Annotated in this window: 21 protein-coding genes; 3 read left to right on the forward strand and 18 right to left on the reverse strand. The window is 51.3% G+C overall.

The window, feature by feature from the left end; translation table 11 throughout:
• Window positions 1-36: 36 nt before the first annotated feature.
• The 5 genes from HV243_RS22925 to dnaB form a co-directional block, all read right to left on the reverse strand.
• Window positions 37-393, reverse strand: coding sequence for an MmcQ/YjbR family DNA-binding protein (locus HV243_RS22925; RefSeq protein ID WP_016155357.1), 357 nt, complete (start codon window positions 391-393; stop codon window positions 37-39).
• Window positions 394-519: 126 nt separating this feature from the next.
• Entirely contained in the window at window positions 520-1,233 is a 714-nt protein-coding gene (gene aphA / locus HV243_RS22930) for an acid phosphatase AphA (RefSeq protein ID WP_003826615.1), read from the reverse strand.
• A gap of 249 nt (window positions 1,234-1,482) precedes the next feature.
• Window positions 1,483-2,676, reverse strand: a complete 1,194-nt coding sequence (tyrB, locus tag HV243_RS22935) for an aromatic amino acid transaminase (protein ID WP_053389613.1) — start codon at window positions 2,674-2,676, stop codon at window positions 1,483-1,485.
• Between the two features lie 129 nt (window positions 2,677-2,805).
• Window positions 2,806-3,885, reverse strand: a complete 1,080-nt coding sequence (gene alr / locus HV243_RS22940) for an alanine racemase (protein WP_016155354.1) — start codon at window positions 3,883-3,885, stop codon at window positions 2,806-2,808.
• Window positions 3,886-3,932: 47 nt separating this feature from the next.
• The gene (dnaB, locus tag HV243_RS22945) at window positions 3,933-5,348 is read right to left on the reverse strand and encodes a replicative DNA helicase (protein ID WP_003826610.1); all 1,416 of its coding nucleotides are present in this window, start codon (window positions 5,346-5,348) and stop codon (window positions 3,933-3,935) included.
• 64 nt (window positions 5,349-5,412) lie between these two features.
• Between dnaB and HV243_RS22950 the strand changes: the two genes are divergently transcribed.
• Window positions 5,413-6,396, forward strand: a complete 984-nt coding sequence (locus HV243_RS22950; RefSeq protein WP_016155445.1) for a quinone oxidoreductase — start codon at window positions 5,413-5,415, stop codon at window positions 6,394-6,396.
• Between the two features lie 232 nt (window positions 6,397-6,628).
• Here the strand turns inward: HV243_RS22950 and pspG are convergent, their stop codons facing one another.
• The 3 genes from pspG to HV243_RS22965 form a co-directional block, all read right to left on the reverse strand.
• A complete protein-coding gene (gene pspG / locus HV243_RS22955) occupies window positions 6,629-6,871 on the reverse strand; it encodes an envelope stress response protein PspG (RefSeq protein ID WP_016155352.1) in 243 nt (80 codons plus the stop codon).
• Between the two features lie 133 nt (window positions 6,872-7,004).
• Window positions 7,005-8,003: a tRNA dihydrouridine(20/20a) synthase DusA gene (dusA, locus tag HV243_RS22960; protein WP_053389614.1), complete on the reverse strand. Its 999-nt coding sequence runs from the start codon at window positions 8,001-8,003 to the stop codon at window positions 7,005-7,007.
• A 107-nt stretch (window positions 8,004-8,110) separates the two neighbouring features.
• Entirely contained in the window at window positions 8,111-8,599 is a 489-nt protein-coding gene (locus HV243_RS22965; RefSeq protein ID WP_016155350.1) for a cupin domain-containing protein, read from the reverse strand.
• Between the two features lie 115 nt (window positions 8,600-8,714).
• Here HV243_RS22965 and zur point away from each other — a divergent pair, with 115 nt between their 5' ends.
• Entirely contained in the window at window positions 8,715-9,233 is a 519-nt protein-coding gene (gene zur / locus HV243_RS22970) for a zinc uptake transcriptional repressor Zur (RefSeq protein WP_046275041.1), read from the forward strand.
• 48 nt (window positions 9,234-9,281) lie between these two features.
• Here zur and HV243_RS22975 read toward each other — a convergent pair whose 3' ends face one another.
• From HV243_RS22975 to HV243_RS22990, 4 genes are all read right to left on the reverse strand, one after another.
• On the reverse strand, window positions 9,282-9,491 hold the full coding sequence (locus HV243_RS22975; RefSeq protein WP_019077869.1) for a CsbD family protein: 210 nt from the start codon (window positions 9,489-9,491) through the stop codon (window positions 9,282-9,284).
• Window positions 9,492-9,626: 135 nt separating this feature from the next.
• The gene (gene dinF / locus HV243_RS22980) at window positions 9,627-10,946 is read right to left on the reverse strand and encodes an MATE family efflux transporter DinF (protein ID WP_181603896.1); all 1,320 of its coding nucleotides are present in this window, start codon (window positions 10,944-10,946) and stop codon (window positions 9,627-9,629) included.
• 134 nt (window positions 10,947-11,080) lie between these two features.
• Window positions 11,081-11,689, reverse strand: a complete 609-nt coding sequence (gene lexA, locus HV243_RS22985; RefSeq protein ID WP_003826596.1) for a transcriptional repressor LexA — start codon at window positions 11,687-11,689, stop codon at window positions 11,081-11,083.
• Between the two features lie 109 nt (window positions 11,690-11,798).
• Complete coding sequence (locus HV243_RS22990; RefSeq protein WP_003826594.1) at window positions 11,799-12,167, reverse strand: diacylglycerol kinase; 369 nt, start codon at window positions 12,165-12,167, stop codon at window positions 11,799-11,801.
• Window positions 12,168-12,338: 171 nt separating this feature from the next.
• Here HV243_RS22990 and plsB point away from each other — a divergent pair, with 171 nt between their 5' ends.
• Complete coding sequence (plsB, locus tag HV243_RS22995; protein WP_046275043.1) at window positions 12,339-14,759, forward strand: glycerol-3-phosphate 1-O-acyltransferase PlsB; 2,421 nt, start codon at window positions 12,339-12,341, stop codon at window positions 14,757-14,759.
• An 84-nt stretch (window positions 14,760-14,843) separates the two neighbouring features.
• Here the strand turns inward: plsB and HV243_RS23000 are convergent, their stop codons facing one another.
• The 6 genes from HV243_RS23000 to ubiC form a co-directional block, all read right to left on the reverse strand.
• The gene (locus HV243_RS23000; RefSeq protein ID WP_046275044.1) at window positions 14,844-15,896 is read right to left on the reverse strand and encodes a hypothetical protein; all 1,053 of its coding nucleotides are present in this window, start codon (window positions 15,894-15,896) and stop codon (window positions 14,844-14,846) included.
• Window positions 15,896-16,633 (reverse strand): molecular chaperone, encoded by a 738-nt coding sequence (locus tag HV243_RS23005; protein ID WP_047357733.1) that lies wholly within the window; start codon window positions 16,631-16,633, stop codon window positions 15,896-15,898. The genes HV243_RS23000 and HV243_RS23005 overlap by 1 nt, the downstream gene beginning before the upstream one ends.
• 15 nt (window positions 16,634-16,648) lie before the next feature.
• Window positions 16,649-19,057 (reverse strand): fimbria/pilus outer membrane usher protein, encoded by a 2,409-nt coding sequence (locus HV243_RS23010; RefSeq protein ID WP_242672057.1) that lies wholly within the window; start codon window positions 19,055-19,057, stop codon window positions 16,649-16,651.
• Between the two features lie 207 nt (window positions 19,058-19,264).
• On the reverse strand, window positions 19,265-19,825 hold the full coding sequence (locus tag HV243_RS23015; RefSeq protein WP_047357735.1) for a fimbrial-like protein: 561 nt from the start codon (window positions 19,823-19,825) through the stop codon (window positions 19,265-19,267).
• Between the two features lie 562 nt (window positions 19,826-20,387).
• A complete protein-coding gene (gene ubiA / locus HV243_RS23020) occupies window positions 20,388-21,260 on the reverse strand; it encodes a 4-hydroxybenzoate octaprenyltransferase (RefSeq protein WP_053389642.1) in 873 nt (290 codons plus the stop codon).
• Between the two features lie 13 nt (window positions 21,261-21,273).
• Window positions 21,274-21,771: a chorismate lyase gene (gene ubiC / locus HV243_RS23025; protein WP_053389643.1), complete on the reverse strand. Its 498-nt coding sequence runs from the start codon at window positions 21,769-21,771 to the stop codon at window positions 21,274-21,276.
• Window positions 21,772-21,785 lie beyond the last annotated feature (14 nt).

A 21,785-nucleotide genomic window follows, 5' to 3' on the forward strand; every position in this document is an offset into this window, starting at 1 on the left:
CGGATAAGGCGCTGGCGCCTCATTGCGGAAAACAGATCAGGACTGCGCCAGTATCCGGCGTTTATCTTCCGGCAGCGTGTTTACGGCCTGCTGATAAGAGGCGTCTACCAGGTAGTAGATTTGCGAATCCGGCAGCGAGCCGTCCAGATACACCGTACTCCAGTGCGCCTTATTGAGATGCCGGCTTGGCCGTACATCGCTATGCTGCTGACGTAACAACTCTGCCAGTTCCGGGCTGGTTTTCAGTGACACCGCCGGGCGTTCTTCCACCTCTTTTACCATGGCAAAAAGCACATCTTCGACTTTGATTTGTGTGGCCTTCCAGTCACTGTGTACGCTCTGCTCGGCGCCCATTTTTGCCATGCAGTATTGCAGCAACTCCGAATTCGTCATCTTAATTCCCCTTACCAGCATATTGCCTAATGAGAACATCTTTTATTCAGTGTGCAGCAAGTCCGCAAAAGGTAAAAGCAGGCAACGCAAATTTGTTTAAAAAAACAACAACCGCAAGCAACGTCCTCAATACTCCGAGTTGACGATCACCTCTTCACCAAACGCGCCGGCCTGTGGCAACGGTTTATAAGTGGAGTTAGAAGCGCGTAAAATACGAATACCGCGAATACCCACATCTCGGGCGGCGGTAATGTCATTATCAGAGTCGCCGTAGAACATGCGGATATTTTTATCCTGCAGCCACTGCGTTTTCGTATTCTGACCCGGCTTATCACCGGCAAAAATGACCGGGTTCATATTGCCGGCCGGGATGTGAAAGTTATCGGACAGCGTTTTCGACACCGTTTCGGTCTTCGTTTGGCTACGCCCGGTTACGAAAAAGATGCTGTCGCCGCGACGCACGTGCATATCAATCAACTGACGCGCCACTTCTTTCGGAATGCTGAATTCGTCCCAGCCATTGTTCATTTTTTCCCAGAAGGCCGGATTTTTCAGGTAATCCTCACTGTCCGGAGAATACGTTTTTTTTCCGCGCCAGAAGCCTGGGCTGGAAAAGAGGACGGTGTCATCGATATCAAACCCGACGGCCATCGGCGGGCGTCCGGTCAGGCTGTTTTCAATTTGTGCCACGGAGACCCAGTGAATGGGTGCCTGCTCAGCGAGTTTTGCAACGTTGGTGCCTGGATTAAGCTGAGAGGGAGAAGAAACTAACGCCTGGGCCGGCTGATTTAGCGTGAACAATAAACAAACGGCACTCAGTGCCAACGTAAACTTGCGCATATTTTTCCCTAAGTAGTCAGTTAGTTATCATTTTTTTATTAACAACTGGTCAAAAAACTATCTGACCTTACCCCTTAGGGGGAGGGAAAGGAAGGATTTTCTCTGGTTTTGTCCTGGAAAAAGAGCATGATCACATTGGAAAACAGACCAATAGCACGGTGAAAGAAAGTAGGCCGGATAAGGTGATTACACCTCTATCCGGCAATACAATGCCTGATGGCGCGACGCTTATCAGGCCTAAAAACCCGGTTACATGACGGCGGCAAATGCCTTCGCCACGCGTTGCACGTTACCGTGATTCAACCCGGCCACGCACATACGACCGCTGGCTATCAGGTACACACCGAACTCATCGCGCAGGCGATCGACCTGAGCAGCGCTGAGCCCGGTATAGCTGAACATCCCGCGCTGTTGCAGCAGGTAATCAAAGTTACGACCAGGGATCTCCGCATTCAATACGTTAACCAGCGCCTGGCGCATCGCCAGAATACGGGTACGCATCTCTTCGACTTCCGCCAGCCAGTTGGCTTTCAGCGCGTCATCACCCAACACCGCGGCCACGACCTGCGCACCAAAGTTTGGCGGGCTGGAATAGTTACGACGCACCGTCGCTTTTAGCTGCCCCAGAACGCGGCTGGCGGCATCAGCGTCTTCACAGACCACTGAAAGTCCGCCGACACGTTCGCCGTACAAAGAGAAAATCTTCGAGAATGAGTTGCTGACCAGTGCAGGCAATCCGGCGCTGGCAATGGCGCGGATCGCATAGGCATCGTCTTCCATTCCGCCGCCGAAACCCTGGTAAGCAATATCCAGGAACGGGATCAGATCGCGAGCTTTCAGGATCTCAATGACACCATCCCACTGCGCGGGGGTTAAATCCGCACCCGTCGGGTTATGGCAGCACGGATGCAGCAGTACGATGCTGCGCGCCGGTAAGGTGTTCAGCGTGGCCAGCAGGTCGTTGACACGCACGCCATTGGTGGTGTCGTCATACCAGGGGTAAGTACTTACTTCGAATCCAGCACCTTCAAAAATCGCGATGTGGTTTTCCCAGGTCGGATCGCTGACCCACACGCCAGAATCAGGGAAATAGCGTTTCAGGAAGTCTGCGCCAACCTTTAGCGCACCGGAGCCGCCCAGCGTCTGAATCGTTGCGACGCGCTGCTGCTGGAGAACCGGATGCTCTGCGCCAAACAGCAGCGGCGCAATAGTATGGCGATAAGTGTTCAGACCTTCCATCGGCAGATACAGCGAAGCGCCATGCGGTTTGGCATTCAGTCGGGCTTCCGCTTCTGCCACCGCTTTAAGCTGAGGAATAATGCCGTCTTCGTTGTAGTACAGACCGATGCTGAGGTTCACTTTGTCGCTACGTGCATCGTCTTTGAAACGCTCCATGAGCGATAAAATCGGGTCGCCAGCGTAGGCGTCAACTTTTTGAAACACGTGTGGTTCTCCAGGTTTACAGGCAGGGGTTAAGAACACAATAAACCGGAAGCGGGAGAAGATCGAGAGGATGTTGAGAGGAATATTGCCGGATGGCGGCGTAACCGCCTTATCCGGCACATCATGAACTTAATCGATGTACTTCATTGCCACCCTTGAGGTCAGGCGCGTGATAAGTTCGTAAGCACTTACTTTCGTCATTTCAGCAATGCGTTCAACGGGCAGGCCTTCACCCCACAGGATAACCGAATCGCCGGCTTTGTCCTGCGCCTCGGGACCTAAATCGACGCAAATCATATCCATCGCGACGCGACCGACGATCGGCACTTCACGGCCATTGACCAGTACCGGTGTCCCAGACGGCGCAGCGCGCGGATAACCATCGCCATAGCCCATCGCCACCACGCCCAGACGCGTGTCGCGCTCGCTCAGCCAGGTTCCACCATAGCCAACCGGCTCGCCCGCTTTGTGTTCACGCACCGCAATCAGGCTGGAAGTGAGCGACATCACCGGCTGGCAGCCAAAATCGGCACCGATAGAGTGGTTTTCCAACGGCGATACGCCATACAGAATCAGCCCCGGACGCGCCCAGTCGAAGTGAGACTGCGGCCACAGCAGAATACCACCCGACGCGGCGATCGAACGTTGACCCGGTTTGCCTGCGCAAAAGCTATTGAAGATATCGAGCTGCTTTTCGGTCGCGCCGCACTCAGGCTCGTCCGCGCGCGCAAAGTGGCTGACGATATTGACCGGCTGGCGCACGTTTTCGCATTGTGTCAAGCGCTGATAAAACGCCTCGGCCTGCTCCGGACGCACGCCCAGGCGGTGCATTCCCGTGTCGAGCTTCATCCAGACGGTGACCGGTTCAGCCAGTACCGCGGCTTCCAGAGCTTCAAGCTGCTCCTGGTTGTGGACGGCAGTATGCAGACGCTGCGCGGAGATAGTCGGCAGATCGGAAGCATCAAAAAATCCTTCCAGCAGCAGGATGGGCTGCGTGATCCCTCCCGCTCGCAACCGCAGGGCTTCTTCAAGACGAGCGACACCAAAAGCGTCCGCATCGGGGAGCGTTCGCGCGGTCTCTAACAGACCATGGCCGTAAGCGTTCGCTTTCACGACCGCAACCAGTTTACTGGCTGGAGCCAGTTCACGCAGACGTTGCAGGTTGTGTCGCAGAGCGCGGCGGTTAATGACTACAGTTGCCGCTTGCATTTGTATTCCTTGATAAGTATTTGCTTGAGTAACCTGATTCAGTGTTGTTATTCGTCGTCGTACTGCGGGCCAGCATAGTTATCGAAGCGCGACCACTGACCGTTAAACGTCAGGCGCACCGTACCGATCGGGCCGTTACGCTGTTTACCGATAATGATCTCGGCGATGCCTTTCAGGTCGCTGTTTTCGTGATAAACCTCATCACGATAGATAAACATGATTAAGTCGGCATCCTGCTCGATGGAGCCGGACTCACGCAGATCCGAGTTGACCGGACGCTTATCGGCGCGTTGTTCCAGAGAGCGGTTAAGCTGCGACAGCGCCACCACTGGCACATGCAGTTCTTTCGCTAACGCTTTCAGCGAGCGGGAAATTTCAGCAATTTCCAGCGTACGGTTGTCGGAGAGCGACGGCACGCGCATCAGCTGCAGGTAGTCGATCATGATAAGTCCGATACCACCGTGTTCGCGGGCGATACGACGGGCACGCGAGCGCACTTCCGTTGGCGTCAGGCCGGAGGAGTCATCAATATAGATGTTTCGTTTCTCCAGCAAAATACCCATTGTTCCGGAAATTCGCGCCCAGTCTTCATCATCCAGTTGACCGGTACGGATTTTGGTTTGGTCTACACGTGAGAGTGAGGCCAGGGAACGCATCATGATCTGTTCTGAGGGCATTTCAAGACTAAAGATAAGAACCGGCTTATCTTGCAACATCGCCGCATTTTCGACGAGGTTCATTGCAAATGTCGTTTTACCCATCGACGGACGCGCGGCGACGATAATTAAGTCTGACGGCTGCAAACCAGCAGTCTTTTTATTGAGGTCGTCATAACCGGTGTTGACCCCGGTGACACCGTCGTGTGGCTGCTGGAACAGTTGTTCGATACGCGCGACGGTAGCGTCGAGCACATCGGTAATATTTTTCGGACCTTCGTCTTTGTTGGCGCGACTTTCAGCAATTTTAAAGACGCGGGATTCCGCGAGGTCCAGCAGATCTTCACTGGAACGGCCTTGCGGATCAAACCCGGCTTCCGCGATCTCGTTCGCCACCGAAATCATGTCACGAACAACGGCACGTTCGCGGACAATATCCGCATAGGCACTAATGTTCGCTGCACTTGGCGTATTTTTAGATAACTCAGCCAGGTAAGCAAAACCGCCGACGCTGTCCAGTTGCCCCTGAACTTCCAGCGATTCTGCAAGCGTGATCAGATCGATGGGTTTTCCCATCTCCTGCAGGCGATGCATTTCGGTGAAGATGTGCCGGTGCGGTCGGGTATAAAAATCTTCCGCCACCACACGCTCAGCCACATCGTCCCAGCGCTCGTTATCCAGCATTAAACCGCCCAACACCGACTGTTCCGCTTCAATCGAGTGCGGCGGTACTTTCAGCCCGGCGACCTGGGGATCGCGCTCACGAGCATCAGTCTGTTGTTTGTTGAAGGGTTTATTTCCTGCCATAGTGAATGGAGTTACCGAGATAATGATTGGGTCGAAAGATTACCACATTTCTTTTGGAGGAAGCATGGCAACACGTATTGAATTTCACAAGCATGGTGGCCCTGATGTACTCAAGGCTGTGGAGTTTACGCCTGTAGACCCGGCGGAAAATGAAATCCAGGTCGAGAACAAAGCGATTGGGATCAACTATATCGACACCTATATCCGCAGTGGTCTTTATCCGCCGCCTTCTCTGCCCAGCGGTCTGGGTACCGAAGCCGCAGGCGTGGTCAGTAAAGTCGGTAGCAAAGTGACGCACATTAAAGCCGGCGATCGCGTGGTTTACGCTCAGTCTCCCCTGGGCGCCTACAGCTCAGTGCATAACGTCCCGGCTGATAAAACCGCTATTTTGCCCAACGCTATCTCGTTTGAACAAGCTGCAGCCTCATTTCTTAAAGGGCTCACCGTTTTTTATCTGTTGCGTAAGACCTATGAAATTCAGCCCGATGAACCATTTTTGTTCCATGCGGCAGCAGGCGGCGTCGGTATGATTGCCTGCCAGTGGGCAAAAGCATTGGGTGCGAAGCTGATTGGCACCGTCGGTAATGCGCAAAAAGCGCAAATTGCGCTGCAGGCCGGCGCATGGCAGGTCATTAACTATCGTGAAGAGAGCATTGTAGAACGAGTAAAAGAGATCACTGGCGGTAAAAAAGTGCGGGTGGTGTATGACTCGGTGGGGAAAGATACCTGGGAAGCCTCACTGGATTGCCTGCAGCGCCGGGGGCTCATGGTCAGCTTTGGTAATGCTTCCGGACCGGTGACTGGCGTTAACTTAGGCATTCTGAATCAGAAAGGTTCGCTGTACGTGACTCGCCCTTCACTCCAGGGTTACATCACCAACCACCATGAATTAACCGAAGCCAGCAATGAGCTTTTCTCGCTGATTGCCAGCGGAGTGATCAAAGTGGATGTCGCACCGGGCCAGACGTTCGCACTGCACGACGCGCAGCGTGCTCATGAAGTGCTGGAAAGCCGGGCCACACAGGGGTCGAGTTTGCTGATCCCGTAACGCCCTCATTTCCGCTAAATAATTCAAGCCGCCAACAAACCTGCGGTTTGAATTATGAAGGGGGAAGAAAGAATTAGGGCTTCCCGTAGGAAGCCCTTTCTTTTTTTAGTTCGGCTGTATGTAGGGTACAGCTCGATGAATTCGTTAACCTGGCAATAGTGACAGATTTGATAATCAATTCCTATTTGCTTCTAAAGGCAATGTTGCAGGTTGTGACACACCGCTCAATACCTTAGTAAAATCGGCGGTTATTGCGCTGATACTGTGGGACTTTTGGCGCTTTTATCGCCTTGATAACCCACACCACGGCAACGGCCAATAACAGCCAGGGCAACAGTTTAATCATCAACGCAAATAGTCCGCCCAAAAACATCACCACAGTGGCTACCACCAATGCGGCCAGCACTCCCAGCAAAGATACGCCGGTGACCATCAGCATGATAAAAAATCCAATCACAAAAAGTAGTTCCAGCATGGCTCTCTCCCGAAATGAAATACTCTCCACAGCTTTACAAGAAACATGCCAAAATTAATATATTGATTTATAAAGCAAACGCCCCACGACGAAGCGCAGGGCGTGGTGAAATTCACTAACTTTTGGCGAAAACTTAACGTTTGTTTGCCACCAGCTTCAGCGCATGTTCCAGAACCTCAATATCTGCCCCGGCTTTATGCGCATTTTCGCTCAGATAGCGACGCCACTGCCGTGCCCCTGGAATCCCCTGAAACAGTCCCAGCATATGGCGCGTGACATGCCCCAAATAGGTTCCTTTACTCAGTTCACGCTCAATATACGGATACATCGCACGCACTACGGCGACCGGATCGGCATCTTCGCTGGTGACAGCAAAAATCTCGCGGTCAACGGACGCCAGAATGCCTGGGTTTTGATAAGCTTCGCGCCCCACCATCACGCCATCCATATGTTGCAGATGGATTTTCGCTTCTTCCAGCGATTTTATGCCACCGTTGATCGACATCGTCAGATGCGGAAAATCGCGCTTTAGCTGATAAACACGGTCATAATCCAGCGGTGGGATTTCGCGGTTTTCTTTCGGGCTTAGCCCGGACAACCAAGCCTTGCGGGCGTGGATGATAAACATCTCACATTCACCGTTACCGGAGACCGTGTTGATGAAATCGCACAGGAATTCGTAGCTGTCCTGGTCATCAATACCGATACGGGTTTTCACCGTTACCGGAATCGATACCACATCGCGCATCGCTTTGACGCAATCAGCGACCAGTTGCGCATTCCCCATCAGACAGGCACCAAACATTCCATTCTGTACACGGTCGGAAGGGCAACCCACGTTGAGGTTAATTTCGTCATAGCCCCGTTGTTCAGCAAGCTTTGCGCACTGCGCCAGCGCAGCCGGATCGCTCCCGCCCAGTTGCAAAGCGACCGGATGTTCTTCTTCGCTATACGCCAGATAATCGCCTTTACCATGAATGATCGCGCCGGTGGTTACCATCTCCGTGTAGAGCAGCGTCTGGCTGGACAGTAAGCGCAAAAAGTAGCGGCAATGTCTGTCCGTCCAGTCGAGCATCGGCGCGATAGAAAAACGATGAGCGGGAAAAGCGGTAGACTGAGATTCAGGCAGCATGGCGAATATTCAAGCATCCGGTTAAAAAAGGGGCGCTACTATAGCATAGACCGTTACGATAGTGAGCCACATCCTCGCGGTTCCCCCTCCCTGCTCCCCGACAAGCGCTATTTACGCCCCGGTTTTCCGTCGTGAGATCCAAAAAACTGCGGTGGATGGTCGACCCAGCGGTCCTCACGCGTGGCGGCATAAACCGGATTAAGCGGATAATAAATACGATTGTATTTTTTGTTCGCCTCACCCACGACCAGCAGACGTACCTCTTCACTGGTGTTATTGATAAAGGTGTGACACACGCCGGTGCCCGCCGGGAAACCGACGCTGTCACCCGGTTCCAGCTTCCATAAATAACCGTTAATCCAGGCTTCAGGATATCCTTCCAGCACATAGATAAACTCTTCCTCATCGCTTTCAGCGTGCGGATACGAGGTGCGTCGGCCCGGCGGCAGGCGCTCATGATGAATGCCGAGTCGCCCTAACCCCAGCTTGCGGGCAAGCGGCGCACCTATGGAAAACAGCTCATCGCTGTCGGGATAGGTGGAATCATCAGCCCCCTCAACTTCACGCCAGTGACGAATACAATCGGGTCTTTTCATGATTATTTTCCAGTATTGCGATGGGTCAGGTATAGCACACCGTGGTGGATCTCGGTGTTTTAAACAGAACATGTTAAAGTAAGGGATTAACCTTGCACGCAAATCGAGGCGCCAAATGGACAAAACCACCACGCAGGAGTTATTGACTCAAGCTGAAAAACTCTGTGCGCAACGCAACGTACGTCTTACGCCACAACGCCTCGAAGTGCTGCGCCTGATGAGCCTGCAGGAAGGCGCAATCAGCGCTTACGACCTACTTGACCTGTTGCGGGAAACCGAGCCGCAGGCCAAGCCGCCGACCGTGTATCGTGCGCTCGATTTTCTGCTGGAACAAGGGTTTGTGCACAAGGTGGAATCCACCAACAGCTATGTGCTTTGCCATCTGTTCGATCAGCCAACTCACAGTTCCGCAATGTTCATTTGCGACCGCTGTGGTGTGGTAAAAGAAGAGTGCGCGGAAGGCGTGGAAGACATCATGCATACGCTGGCAGCCAAAATGGGCTTTGCCCTGCGACATAACGTTATTGAAGCCCATGGACTGTGCCCGGCCTGTGTGGAGGTTGAGTCATGTCGTCACCCTGGCGAATGCCAGCATGACCATACGATTCAGGTGAAGAAAAAAGTTGGGCGTTAAGCGGGTGGGAGAGCGTACATCCTTGTACTCTCAGGAGGGAAGGGTTAATTACCAGCGGTAATCATTACGTTTTTCCCAATCGGTCACTTCTTTCTCCGCCTGATCTTTCGCGTAACCGTAACGCTCCTGGACTTTACCGACCAGTTGGTCACGTTTACCTTCAATGACCGTCATATCATCATCGGTCAGTTTGCCCCATTGCTCTTTCACTTTACCTTTAAACTGCTTCCAGTTACCGCCGACTTCGTCTTTATTCATCATCAAGTCCTCATCGTTAGGTTGTGAATAGCGAGAGTGCCATGTCCAGACACATGCTGTTTTTGCTGGACGTGAGAATAAGTGTAGTCAGGGATTCTGGGTTTTATTTACTATTCGGAATTTTTAACCATCCGTTCAGGCAAACCAGGTTCCATTACGCCAGTGACGTCGCCAGATAAAGGCCAGGGAAAGCCCACGCAGCGCGAGAAAAACGGTTAACGCCAGCCACAAACCATGATTTCCCAGCAACGGTAAAGCCAGTAGCGTTAATGCGAACCCTGCTGCGGCAACGGCCATACTGTTGCGCATTTCTGCAGCCCGTGTCGCTCCAATAAACATACCGTCGAGCAGATAACACCACACCCCCACCAGCGGCAAAACCACCTGCCAGAAAAGATAGCGATCGGCCAACTGTTGGATTTGCGGCAGCGAGGTCAGCAGCGCAACAATCTGCTCGCCAAACAGGGCATAAACCAGCGAAAACAGAATAGCCACAATACCGGACTGTCGACAGGCCGCCCGCCAGACATCAAGCAACTGGCTGCCATCCCTCGCCCCATAGGCCTGACCCGAATGCGCTTCCACGGCATAGGCAAATCCATCCAGCGCGTAGGCGGTAAACGTCAGCAGAGTCATCAGAACGGCGTTAACCGCGATGATGTCGCCTCCCAAACGCGCGCCCAGAACCGTAATGGCCCCAAAGCAGAGCTGTAACAGCAGCGAACGCAGCATGATGTCGCGGTTGAGCGCCAGCAAACGACGGAAGCTGCCACGCCACGCCAGCTTCAACATTGCCAGCGAAATTCCACGCATATGCAGGACTTTGCGTACCATCATCAGGCCAATTAGCAGCGTGGCATATTCGGCAATCACCGTCGCTAACGCCGCTCCCTGTACGTTCATATGCAGGCCCATTACCAGCCATAAATCGAGCACAATGTTGAGAATATTGCCGACAATCAACAGGATAACTGGCGCGCGCGCATACTGAACGCCAAGTAACCAACCGAGCAGCACCAGATTCGCCAGCGACGCGGGTGCGCTTAACCAGCGGATTTCCAGGAAGCGTCGGGCCTGCTGCAGTACCGCCTCACTTCCGCCGACAATGTGCAGAGCCAGATCGATAATCGGCGTACGAAACAGTGCGATAAGCAGCCCCGCGCCCAGCGCCAGCAATAGCGGCTGCACCAACGCGCGCGCCAGCGCCTGCGGATTTTTCGCGCCAAATGCCTGCGCGGTAAGGCCGGTGGTACTCATGCGCAAAAAAAGTAGCAGCATAAAGAGAAAGCTGGTCGCCGTGGCGCCAACAGCAACGCCGCCAAGATAGACCGGACTATCCAGATGACCAATCACCGCGGTATCCACCAGTCCCAAGAGGGGAACGGTGATATTGGAGAAGATCATCGGTAAGGCGAGGTGCCAGAGTGCTTTATCAGAAGAGGTAAAGAAAGGCATACAGGAGAGCCTGAGAAGAAGTTAGATGTACTGAAAAAAGATGCTGTGTAGGCCCGGTAAGCGTAGCGCCACCGGGCAAGTTGCCGGATAGCGACGTAAACGTCTTATCCGGCCTACAGGGAATCAACAGAAAATTACAGCCATTCACCGTTACGAATGACGCCTACCGCCAACCCTTCAATAGTGAAGTTTTGCTCGCGCAGGTCGACAACAATAGGTTTAAATTCGCTGTTTTCTGGCAGGAGCTCAACCTTGTTGCCCTGCTTTTTCAGGCGCTTAACGGTGACTTCGTCGTCGATACGGGCAACAACAACCTGACCGTTACGCACATCCTGAGTTTTATGCACAGCCAGTAAATCACCGTCCATAATACCGATGTCTTTCATCGACATACCGCTGACGCGCAGCAGAAAATCGGCGTTCGGTTTGAACAGTGAAGGATCGACCTGATAGTGACCTTCGATGTGCTGCTGCGCCAGCAGTGGCTCGCCTGCCGCCACACGTCCGACAAGCGGTAACCCTTCTTCTTCTTCCTGCAGCAGTCGAATACCGCGCGATGCGCCGGATACAATTTCAAGTACGCCTTTACGCGCAAGCGCTTTCAGGTGTTCTTCAGCGGCGTTTGGGGAACGGAACCCCAAACGCTGCGCGATCTCCGCACGCGTCGGTGGCATACCTGTCTGGCTGATGTGATCCCTAATGAGATCAAACACCTCTTGCTGCCTGGCCGTTAACGCTTTCATTCCGCCCCCTGGGTGTATATACAGTTATGCTGTGAGTATATACAGCTAAAGGTGATTTTGGAACCGCAAACTGCACAAAAAACAGGAGATTTATGCAGTTGTGGAATCTTTATCGCAAATGCGACCACAACAGGATGCCCCAGGTGATCAGAGCGACAAAAATAGACAGCAATACCGCCGCCGAGCCCATATCTTTCGCCCGACCGGAAAGTTCGTGATACTCAGAGCCAATACGGTCAACCACCGCCTCAATCGCACTGTTGAGGATTTCAACGATCATCACCAGCATCACGGAACCAATCAACAGCACGCGGGTAATGGCGTCAACGTCCAGCCAGCAGGCGATGGCTACGCCCAACAGTACGGCAACGCTTTCCTGGCGGAATGCCGCCTCATTGATCCATGCGGCGCGAAAACCTTTCCAGGAATAGCCTGCAGCTTTGATAATTCGGGTGAATCCAGTGGTATTATTGGCCATCAAAAAGAACCTTTTTACATTATTAGCGTCAATGTCATTGTAACGTTACCCCGTTTGTTTCAGGGTGTGGCAAAGCAGCGCGAAGTATGACCGGATACACCAGAAATTCACTAAACTTTCTGATATCCTTGCAGCGCATTTGCATTATTAACCAGAGGCTTTACATCGTTTATGTCCGGCTGGCCACGAATTTACTACAAATTACTGAATTTACCATTAAGCGTCCTGGTAAAAAGCAAGTCTATTCCGGCAGAACCTGCCCCGGAATTGGGGCTCGATACTTCGCGTCCCATTATGTACGTCCTACCGTACAATTCAAAAGCAGACTTGCTGACGCTGCGTGCCCAATGTCTGGTGCACGATCTCCCGGATCCCCTGGAACCGCTGGAGATAGACGGAACTCTGCTGCCGCGCTACGTGTTTATTCACGGCGGCCCGCGCGTGTTCACCTATTACACGCCGAAAGAAGAGTCCATTAAGCTGTTCCATAACTATCTCGACTTGCATCGCAGCAATCCAGACCTGGATGTGCAAATGGTGCCGGTTTCGGTGATGTTTGGCCGCGCGCCTGGGCGTGAAAAAGGCGAGGTCAATCCGCCGCTGCGCATGCTGAACGGCGTACAGAAATTCTTTGCTGTGTCCTGGCTGGGTCGCGACAGTTTTGTCCGCTTCTCCCCGTCGGTCTCCCTGCGTCGCATGGCGGACGAACACGGTACGGATAAAATCATCGCTCAGAAGCTGGCTCGCGTGGCGCGCATGCACTTTGCTCGTCAGCGTCTGGCCGCAGTCGGCCCGCGCCTCCCTGCCCGCCAGGACCTGTTCAATAAACTGCTGGCCTCAAAAGCTATCGCTCGCGCGGTAGAAGATGAAGCGCGCAGTAAAAAAATCTCCCACGAAAAAGCGCAGCAAAATGCCATTGCGCTGATGGAAGAGATTGCCGCTAACTTCTCATACGAGATGATTCGTCTGACAGACCGTATTCTGGGCTTTACCTGGAACCGTCTGTATCAGGGGATTAACGTTCACAATGCGGAGCGTGTACGTCAGTTGGCGCACGATGGGCACGAAATCGTCTATGTTCCGTGCCACCGCAGCCATATGGACTATATGCTGCTGTCGTACGTTCTGTACCACCAGGGGCTGGTTCCGCCGCACATCGCTGCCGGTATCAACCTGAACTTCTGGCCAGCAGGTCCGATTTTCCGCCGTCTGGGCGCGTTCTTTATTCGTCGTACCTTCAAGGGCAACAAGCTCTATTCCACCGTTTTCCGCGAATACCTGGGCGAGCTGTTCAGCCGCGGCTACTCGGTTGAATACTTTGTCGAAGGAGGCCGTTCACGTACCGGGCGTCTGCTCGACCCGAAAACCGGCACGCTGTCGATGACCATTCAGGCGATGCTGCGCGGCGGTACGCGTCCGATTACTCTCGTCCCCATCTACATCGGCTACGAGCACGTAATGGAAGTGGGCACGTACGCGAAAGAGCTGCGTGGCGCGACGAAAGAGAAAGAGAGTCTGCCGCAAATGCTGCGTGGCTTGAGCAAGCTGCGTAATCTGGGCCAGGGGTATGTCAACTTTGGCGAACCGATGCCATTGATGACTTACCTCAACCAGCATGTACCGGAGTGGCGTGAATCGATCGATCCTATCGAGTCCATCCGCCCAGCCTGGCTGACGCCGACGGTGAATAACATTGCCGCCGATCTGATGGTACGCATTAACAATGCAGGCGCGGCCAATGCCATGAACCTGTGCTGTACCGCGCTGTTGGCCTCCCGCCAGCGCTCTCTGACCCGTGAGCAACTGACTGAACAGCTCGACTGCTATCTGAGTCTGCTGCGCAACGTGCCGTATGCGGCGGATGCTACGGTTCCTGCGCAGAGCGCCAGTGAATTGATCGACCATGCCTTACAGATGAATAAGTTTGAGGTCGAGAAAGACACCATCGGTGACATCATCATTCTGCCGCGCGAGCAGGCGGTATTGATGACGTATTACCGCAACAACATTGCGCATATGCTGGTTCTGCCTTCGTTAATGGCAGCCATTGTGACTCAGCATCGTCGTATTTCACGCGCCGCGCTACAGCAGCATATTGATGCGCTGTACCCGATGCTGAAAGCAGAGCTGTTCTTACGTTGGGAGCGTGATGAACTCGCCGGAGTGATTGACGAACTGGCCAGCGAAATGCAGCGCCAGGGACTGATCGCCCTGAACGATGACGAACTGCATATCAATCCGGCCCGCTCCCGTACGCTACAGCTGTTGGCGGCGGGTGCTCGCGAGACGTTGCAACGCTACGCCATTACCTTCTGGCTGCTGAGCGCGAACCCGTCTATCAACCGTGGCACGCTGGAGAAAGAGAGCCGCACCGTGGCGCAACGCCTCTCCGTACTGCACGGCATTAACGCGCCGGAATTCTTCGATAAAGCCGTGTTCAGCTCTCTGGTGCTGACGCTGCGTGACGAGGGATTCATCAGCGATACCGGAGATGCCGAACCGGAAGAGACGATGAAGATCTATCAGATGTTGGCCGAACTGGTCACGTCAGATGTGCGTCTGACCATTGAAAGCGCAGCTCAGGACGAATAAATATGCGGCAGATATGGTTTGAAGTATAACGAGCATCTAAACAAAAAGCGGGCCACATAATGTGGCCCGCTTTTTTAGCTCTGGCTACTCATAGTTGAGCTTGAGGATCAAATCCTTGCTGAAAGGACCGAATTCAACCTCTCTCTGCGGATTTTTCGTTAGCTTCGCTTTATAGTTATGGGTCACCGTACTTGCATCACCTGGATTGTAAGTCGCAAAGGGATAATAGCGATTCAACTCAAGGTCTTCTCCTTCAGTTTCATCCCTTATTTGCATTAATAAACCATTCTTCATATCCGCGTGGCTCGTGCCATAGAGATCGTCAGTATTGAAACTTAGGGTAACATCAAACTTTTCTGAGCATTCTGCAGTCGCATCCCTGATCGTTGAAACCGAAAATGGCCTTTCGACCACAGTAGAATCATCCATTGTAAATGCCCCGAAATCGACGATTTGGCTTTCCGGGAAAACTTTGATATCGACATTACAGTCCAGGAACTCAATGTTATCCAACCCAGTGATATTGAAATTAAAGTTTTTCGCATTGGACTGTAAATTCGCACCGCCATCACCATCAAACTGCAACACATTAATAGCGCCGAAGTTATAGACAGCATCAGGGTCAGCAGGAAAGGCTTTTAACTTCACATACAAACGAAAGCGAGCGTTAAAAGTAGTATTTTGCACTGGGGCCCCCCCAGCACCAGGACACGCAGACGGCCAATGATATTCAACATAACCGTTCTCGAGGCTGATTTTATCCAGACAAGCATTGGTGGGAACTGGTACATCAACCCCATCGTAATCCTGACCGTTATAGTTTACGCCAACGATAAAATAGTCACTCTCTAAGGCGGACATGTCATTTTTCGCTGATAATTTAACCCAAGCGAACAGTTCTTCCGTCGGATCATTCTCCGTCCACCCCACCGAATTATCGCAATACACGGTGACGTTGATGTCCGAACTTTCCCATATTTTACTACCCGGTATTGCATTTGAAGGCACTTTAAATGGATTCAAACGAACCGTGGCGCTTGTATTTCCGCCACGTTGCCCCTGATAGCAATCAACCGCCCATGATGATGATGAGGCAAGGAAAAGCAATGCACAAAACAGCTTAATCATCGTTTTCATTATTTCCCCCTCTGCACGGGTTCGCTATGACAAACAGGTTGCACCGCTGTACAGTTCACGCTAAACATGTTTAAACCGCCATAGTCACCGATATAACCAATCTGGAATTTAGCGGGCAGATTTTTGATCTCTGAAGTGGCCTGATCAAAAGGACTAACCATAAAACTCTTTGTTCCCGGCAAAAGCGTTTTACCATCAACACCGATATAACCGATGGTCATGTGGTAAGGCGTGCCATTTTTAACGGTAATTCCCGATACCGTGCGCGAGACGTCCACCTTTTCCATGGGTACCGCCTGCCCCTCTTTCAGAACGATAGCTTTGGGACGCCAGAATAATTTCAGCCGACTCTGCATGGCCATTTGCATGACGTTTTGTTGTTCTGTACGCGGCGGAATTTCTCGTATGTTGTAGTAAAAGAGGGATTCTCTGTCTGCCGGGAGTTGCTTCAACGCGGGTTGCCCCATCAGACGCACCTGGCTTTGTTCATTGGCTTCAATACGCAGCAGAGGCGGCAAAGGTGAGATAAACTGCCGCGTTTTTTTACTGTCTTTATCTTCAACCCACGACTGAGCCAAATAAGGCAAGGCTTTGCTCTGGTTGGTTAATCTGATAGAGACGCTTTTATCCGTCTCATTAAAGATAATGCGCGTTCTGTCCGGAGAGACCGCGGCATTTGCAACAGAGCAAACGCTTAATAAACCGATTAGTCCTTTAACAATGTATGTGGGTTTCATTTTATTCATCCTGAATTAATTTACTTTTTTACACGGTAAAATTAGTACCTGACCGCTAGTATTACTTTCGTCTGGAGGCGTGATTTCACAGGTATTATCTCCCCACTGAAGACGTAATTTACTGTCTTCCTGAAGCCCACTGAGATAGGCATAACCCTCATCAGCAACCAGACCGACATCTTTACCGCTGGTAATATCCACGATGGTCACGCCCAGCGGTGGATAGCGGCCATCTTCCTGTCTGATAACACCGAATATCTGATTACCTTTTGTTGCATTCAGCTTCGCATAGCCAATTGCCCCTTCGGTGAGCGTCGTGTTAATGACTGAATTATTGATATCTACGCCATCCGGTAATTTATCGCTGTCCACACGAACAGAGGAAGTCATGTAATTACTGACCGAGTTGGTAACAGCAATACCCATCATGTTGGTCACAGTGCGTTTATCACTTAACGGAACACCGCTAATACCATCGCTGTCGACCATCATGCGGGCATTATTGCCGTTGCTGTTATCATGAAGCGCCATTCCATGACGCGTAGAAGTGAACGATCCGTTCCAGCCCGCCATAATGGAGTTATAAGCGTTGGGCTGAACGCTGCCGTTTACGTTTAAACGTCCATAAGGCGAGTAGTGCTGGTAGCCCGCACGGAGGGTAGGCTCTGCCTTGCGGAAATCACTTTCGTCGCCCGCTGCCGAAATGTTCCATGAATTGTTGAGGTCGGAAGAATCATAGTAAGAAGCCGTATGGGACATACCGCCGCTACCATTTTTCTGCATACTCCAGGAAAGTCTTTTGTTTTGCTCCAGTGGAACTGAGAACGTCAGATAATATTGCGTTTGTTCTGTGCCATCCCATTCCGAACGACCGATCGACATTGAGGAGGAGATCCCCCTGAAGCTGCCAATATCAAAATTTCGGCTAACAGACAGCGTATAGTTAGTGCTGGCAGACTCATCCCAATACGTATTTCGTGACAGGTTGAGATAGGTATTAACCGCTAACGCATCAATATACTGGTTAAAAGAAAGGACATAGCTCTCTTTCTCGTTGTAATTCGAGTTGTCACCGCTTCGTGCCGTGAGGTATTCACTCATGGTAACGTATTCTTTGTCGGAGAAACGATAGCCTGCAAACGTCACTTGACTGCCAGTCGATTCAAACCGTTTGGCATAGTTCATACGGTAGCTATAGCCACGCTGTTTCTCGTCATCCTGCTTATTCCCGGTGCGCAAATTTGCCTGCGCCCGCGTCACATCAAATGAGAGAGAGCCAAAGCTGTTCAGGTTAAAACCCATACCTGCGGTGGCGGCCTGGTAGTCGTCAGCTGTCAGTAACGCCCCGCCATAAAGTGAGGTATTCCCCGCCCATCCCCAGGAAAATTCGCCGGTCCAGAACATGGGGTTATTTACATCGGTATGACCCACAGAGGTAGGTTTACCGGTTGAAGCTTTGTAACGTACCTGACCTTTACGGGTCAGGAAAGGGATTGAAGATGCGCCGACCTGGAAGGTATTTTTGCGTCCATCCTCTTCTTCCACGGTCACATCAAGCTGCCCCTGGAAAGTATCACCGATATCCGTGATATTAAACGGCCCTGGGGAAACCGTCGTTTGGTAAACCATTCGTCCGTTCTGGGTGACGGTAATTTTAGCGTTAGTCTGCGCAATACCGGTAATTTGCGGCGCGTATCCCTGCAAGTCAGGCGGCAGCATATTGTCGTCACTTTCCAGCGACGCACCGGTAAAATGGAACGTATCGTATAAATCTGAATTCAGATCGTACTGACCCAGAGTCAGTTTCGAGGCAATAGAGGGAATGGGACGAAACAGATAGGTACGATCCATTCCGCTATTGCTGCTGGTTGAATGGCCATCTACGTACGATTTGTCGTACTGATAATCCGAGCGCAAACGCCATGCGCCAAGGTTAAAACCCAGCGTGCCATAGGAGCTGAGACTCTGGCTCTTATCACCCTCATCAGGATCATACTGGCTGGCATACACGTTGTAATCCAGTATGAGTCCGGCAATACCATCATCCCAAAACTCCGGTGGCGTCCAGTTTTTGGCCTGATATTTCATCCACGCCTGGGGCGCAATAAGGGTGACGACCATATCGGCTTTGTCCAGTCTGACGACAAGTTCAGGTTTGTTGACGACATCTAAACACCCCTGTGGGTTGATGGGGTGCAACTGCTGGATGAATTCATCCGCGAAACCAAACGCTGTTAAGTCTTCATTGGTCAGACAAAGAAGCGAACCACTTTCGTTATCGGCTTTGATCCACTCAAATGACCATGTATTCGGGAAGCGCCTTTTATTGATATCAACATTGGCAATATATTGCCCCGCCGGAATAAATCCTTTTTTTTCAAATTGGCTGAGGTCAATATTTTCTTTATCTTCAAGATCGAGCATACCAGTATTGAACTGAACCGCCCAGGCAGGTGTAAGTGTTGCCGCAGTGATGATCACTGGGTACAGAGACTGTTTTATTAAAACAAATAATTTGCTTAAAGCGACCTTTTTTTTATTTTCCATAAAATTCGTTTCTTTTAATAAAACATTGAAAAGTCGGTGATTCCCTCACCGACTTTGACTACAGAATAATCAATCGCGAAGCGATTAGTTGTAAGCCAGAACGTAATTGACGTCGGATTTAACGTTACCCGGGGTTACAGCACCCGGCGTTGCCACAGCTTCCATACGGGCTTTGAAAGTCAGAACCTGATTAGAGTTGTCCGCAACCAAATTCACGAGCTGTTCAGTGCCCATTACTACGTTTGCACCACTCTGGGTCAGGAGACGAACGCCCACGCCCGTCGCTGAACCGTAGAGACCGTCTTCAGTGTTTTTCAGCAGGTTAGTGCTGCTATCCGCATTAGCAGATGAGAAAGTCACTTTTACTTTATCGATAGTTGTGCCACCCGTCGTCAGAACACAATCTTGCAGACGGATATTGACGTCAACCGGTCTTGATTTGCTATCGCCATTCAGGACTTTATCAGCGACCTGGCCCAGATTAATTGTCTGATCTTCATCGCCTGGAACGATAGAGCAAGGCGCGGTAATAACGATGCCCTGGAACGTAATTTTCCCGTGGCCCTGGTCAGCAGCAGAGGCATTGAAAACAGCGCCAGAAAAAGCAGAAGCAGCGATTACAGCTAATAGTGTTTTTTTGAACATTTTATATAATCCTTTACAATAATAATACCTAGCCACCCTCCAACTGATAATTTAATATCATTAGAGGTGATTCTTAGATAAGAATGAATAAAACTATTTGAGTGTAATATTTCTCTCTAGTCCTTATTACAGATAAAAATTTACCATTAAGGATTTACTTTATTAAATTAGATAAATTTAATAAAGTATTCAGTCAATCTACATACATACACACACAAAATGAAACAAATGGAAACATAAGCAAATTCTTAAAGTATAGTGATAAACACCGTTTTTCATCACATGCAAACTCATTGAAAAAACGGATTATTGATTTATTTATCAAAATTAAATAAATTAATAATATGTATAATCATAAAACATTTAAATAATATATAAATTTAATGAATAATAAATTTCAGCTCTGTAAAGCTGATTGACAAAAAAAATGACGTTTTATAGTGAGTAAAAGATAGCTATCACGAGAAAGGTATCATTAGAAGCAAAGAAGAGCCAAAATCTCTTTACAACGTTGGCTCTTCTTCGCTGCTTTTGCAGCATAAATGATGATGAGTACAAGCAATTAAGGCTGCCAGTAGCTCATCGCCAGCCCTAAGAACAGCACCAGACCGACGTAGTTATTGTTCATAAACGCTTTAAAACAGGCATCACGCTCGCGATTGACGATCAGTTTCTGCTGATATACAAACAGCGCGCCAGCCACCAGCAGAGACCAGTAATAACCCAGTCCCAGCCCGTTTAGCCAACCCACCAGCGCCATCAGCACCAGTACGCCCACCTGCAGGATACCAATGATCAGCTTGTCGTTTTGACCGAACAGAATCGCGGTCGATTTAATGCCGATCTTCAGGTCATCATCGCGGTCAACCATCGCATACTGCGTGTCGTAGGCCACCGCCCAGAGAATATTGGCGAGGAACATCAGCCAGCAGCTCAGCGGTACGGACTCGCTCACGGCGGCGAACGCCATCGGGATCGACCAGCCAAACGCCGCCCCCAGCACCACCTGCGGCAGGTGCGTATAGCGTTTCATGAACGGGTAAACCCACGCCAGCGCTAACGCCGCAACGGACAACAAAATGGTCATCGTGTTGAGCGTCAAAACCAGCAGGAAGGCCAGCAGTACCAATACGACGAACAGCGTTCGGGCCTCTTTTTCAGTGACGGCCCCGCTTGGCAGCGGTCGATTTGCGGTGCGTTTAACGTGTCCGTCAAATTTCCTGTCGGCATAATCATTCACCACGCAGCCAGCAGCGCGCATTAACCAAACGCCAGCGACAAAAACCGCCAGGATCCACAATTGTGGCATGCCTGGGGTTGCCACCCACAATGCCCACAGCGTAGGCCAGAGCAGCAGTAAGGCACCGATTGGCTTATCCGTACGCATCAAGCGGTGAAATGCCAGCAGCTTATTCTGCGTCAGACTCCACTCCATCTTTATCTTCCTCTCAGTACAACGGCGATGCAGGTAGAAAAAGCTCGGTAAGCATCAGCGGCTTACCGCTCAGCCGCAGGCGGGAACGGCGCCCCCACAGCGCTGCATCGCGGCCAATCTCAATAAAATCTCGGGTCAATGTCGATGATGTAAACAGGTAACGTCCGAGCGGGGTTTTTCCCAGATTTTGTAAGGCCAGCTCAGGGCCGCACAAGGTTGATTCAGGCACCACGGTCCGCCCGGCAAGCCAGGGTTCACCATCCGCGCATAACAGGATCTCACGTAACCAATAACGGGACTCTTTAGGCAGCAGCGGCAGCTCTTCAGGCACCTCATTTGGCCCAACGAATGCTTCGCGAATCAACGTTACGGTGACCTGTTTTCCCTGCTGCTCAAAACGTTTAGTCATGGAATCTTCCAGTAACAACCAGTCGAGCAGTTGGGCGTCCAGCGCCGGGATCGCATCAAAATAACGCAGCGCACGCAGTTGCGTTAACGCAGGGTGTGGCATGCCTTACTCTCCGA

Origin of the sequence: Citrobacter sp. RHBSTW-00599 (assembly GCF_013784065.1) — a bacterium.
Classification (GTDB): Bacteria; Pseudomonadota; Gammaproteobacteria; order Enterobacterales; family Enterobacteriaceae; genus Citrobacter; species Citrobacter braakii.

Bases quoted from the DNA above. Each gene is read 5' to 3' on its own strand.
- HV243_RS22965 (WP_016155350.1), bottom strand. From the start codon at position 8,599: ATGAAAAGACCCGATTGTATTCGTCACTGGCGTGAAGTTGAGGGGGCT.
- ubiA (WP_053389642.1), bottom strand. From the start codon at position 21,260: ATGGAGTGGAGTCTGACGCAGAATAAGCTGCTGGCATTTCACCGCTTG.
- zur (WP_046275041.1), top strand. From the start codon at position 8,715: ATGGACAAAACCACCACGCAGGAGTTATTGACTCAAGCTGAAAAACTC.
- pspG (WP_016155352.1), bottom strand. From the start codon at position 6,871: ATGCTGGAACTACTTTTTGTGATTGGATTTTTTATCATGCTGATGGTC.
- ubiC (WP_053389643.1), bottom strand. From the start codon at position 21,771: ATGCCACACCCTGCGTTAACGCAACTGCGTGCGCTGCGTTATTTTGAT.
- dnaB (WP_003826610.1), bottom strand. From the start codon at position 5,348: ATGGCAGGAAATAAACCCTTCAACAAACAACAGACTGATGCTCGTGAG.
- HV243_RS23000 (WP_046275044.1), bottom strand. From the start codon at position 15,896: ATGAAAACGATGATTAAGCTGTTTTGTGCATTGCTTTTCCTTGCCTCA.
- HV243_RS23005 (WP_047357733.1), bottom strand. From the start codon at position 16,633: ATGAAACCCACATACATTGTTAAAGGACTAATCGGTTTATTAAGCGTT.
- plsB (WP_046275043.1), top strand. From the start codon at position 12,339: ATGTCCGGCTGGCCACGAATTTACTACAAATTACTGAATTTACCATTA.
- HV243_RS22925 (WP_016155357.1), bottom strand. From the start codon at position 393: ATGACGAATTCGGAGTTGCTGCAATACTGCATGGCAAAAATGGGCGCC.
- dinF (WP_181603896.1), bottom strand. From the start codon at position 10,946: ATGCCTTTCTTTACCTCTTCTGATAAAGCACTCTGGCACCTCGCCTTA.
- HV243_RS23015 (WP_047357735.1), bottom strand. From the start codon at position 19,825: ATGTTCAAAAAAACACTATTAGCTGTAATCGCTGCTTCTGCTTTTTCT.
- aphA (WP_003826615.1), bottom strand. From the start codon at position 1,233: ATGCGCAAGTTTACGTTGGCACTGAGTGCCGTTTGTTTATTGTTCACG.
- HV243_RS22990 (WP_003826594.1), bottom strand. From the start codon at position 12,167: ATGGCCAATAATACCACTGGATTCACCCGAATTATCAAAGCTGCAGGC.
- lexA (WP_003826596.1), bottom strand. From the start codon at position 11,689: ATGAAAGCGTTAACGGCCAGGCAGCAAGAGGTGTTTGATCTCATTAGG.
- alr (WP_016155354.1), bottom strand. From the start codon at position 3,885: ATGCAAGCGGCAACTGTAGTCATTAACCGCCGCGCTCTGCGACACAAC.
- dusA (WP_053389614.1), bottom strand. From the start codon at position 8,003: ATGCTGCCTGAATCTCAGTCTACCGCTTTTCCCGCTCATCGTTTTTCT.
- HV243_RS22950 (WP_016155445.1), top strand. From the start codon at position 5,413: ATGGCAACACGTATTGAATTTCACAAGCATGGTGGCCCTGATGTACTC.
- HV243_RS22975 (WP_019077869.1), bottom strand. From the start codon at position 9,491: ATGAATAAAGACGAAGTCGGCGGTAACTGGAAGCAGTTTAAAGGTAAA.
- HV243_RS23010 (WP_242672057.1), bottom strand. From the start codon at position 19,057: ATGCTCGATCTTGAAGATAAAGAAAATATTGACCTCAGCCAATTTGAA.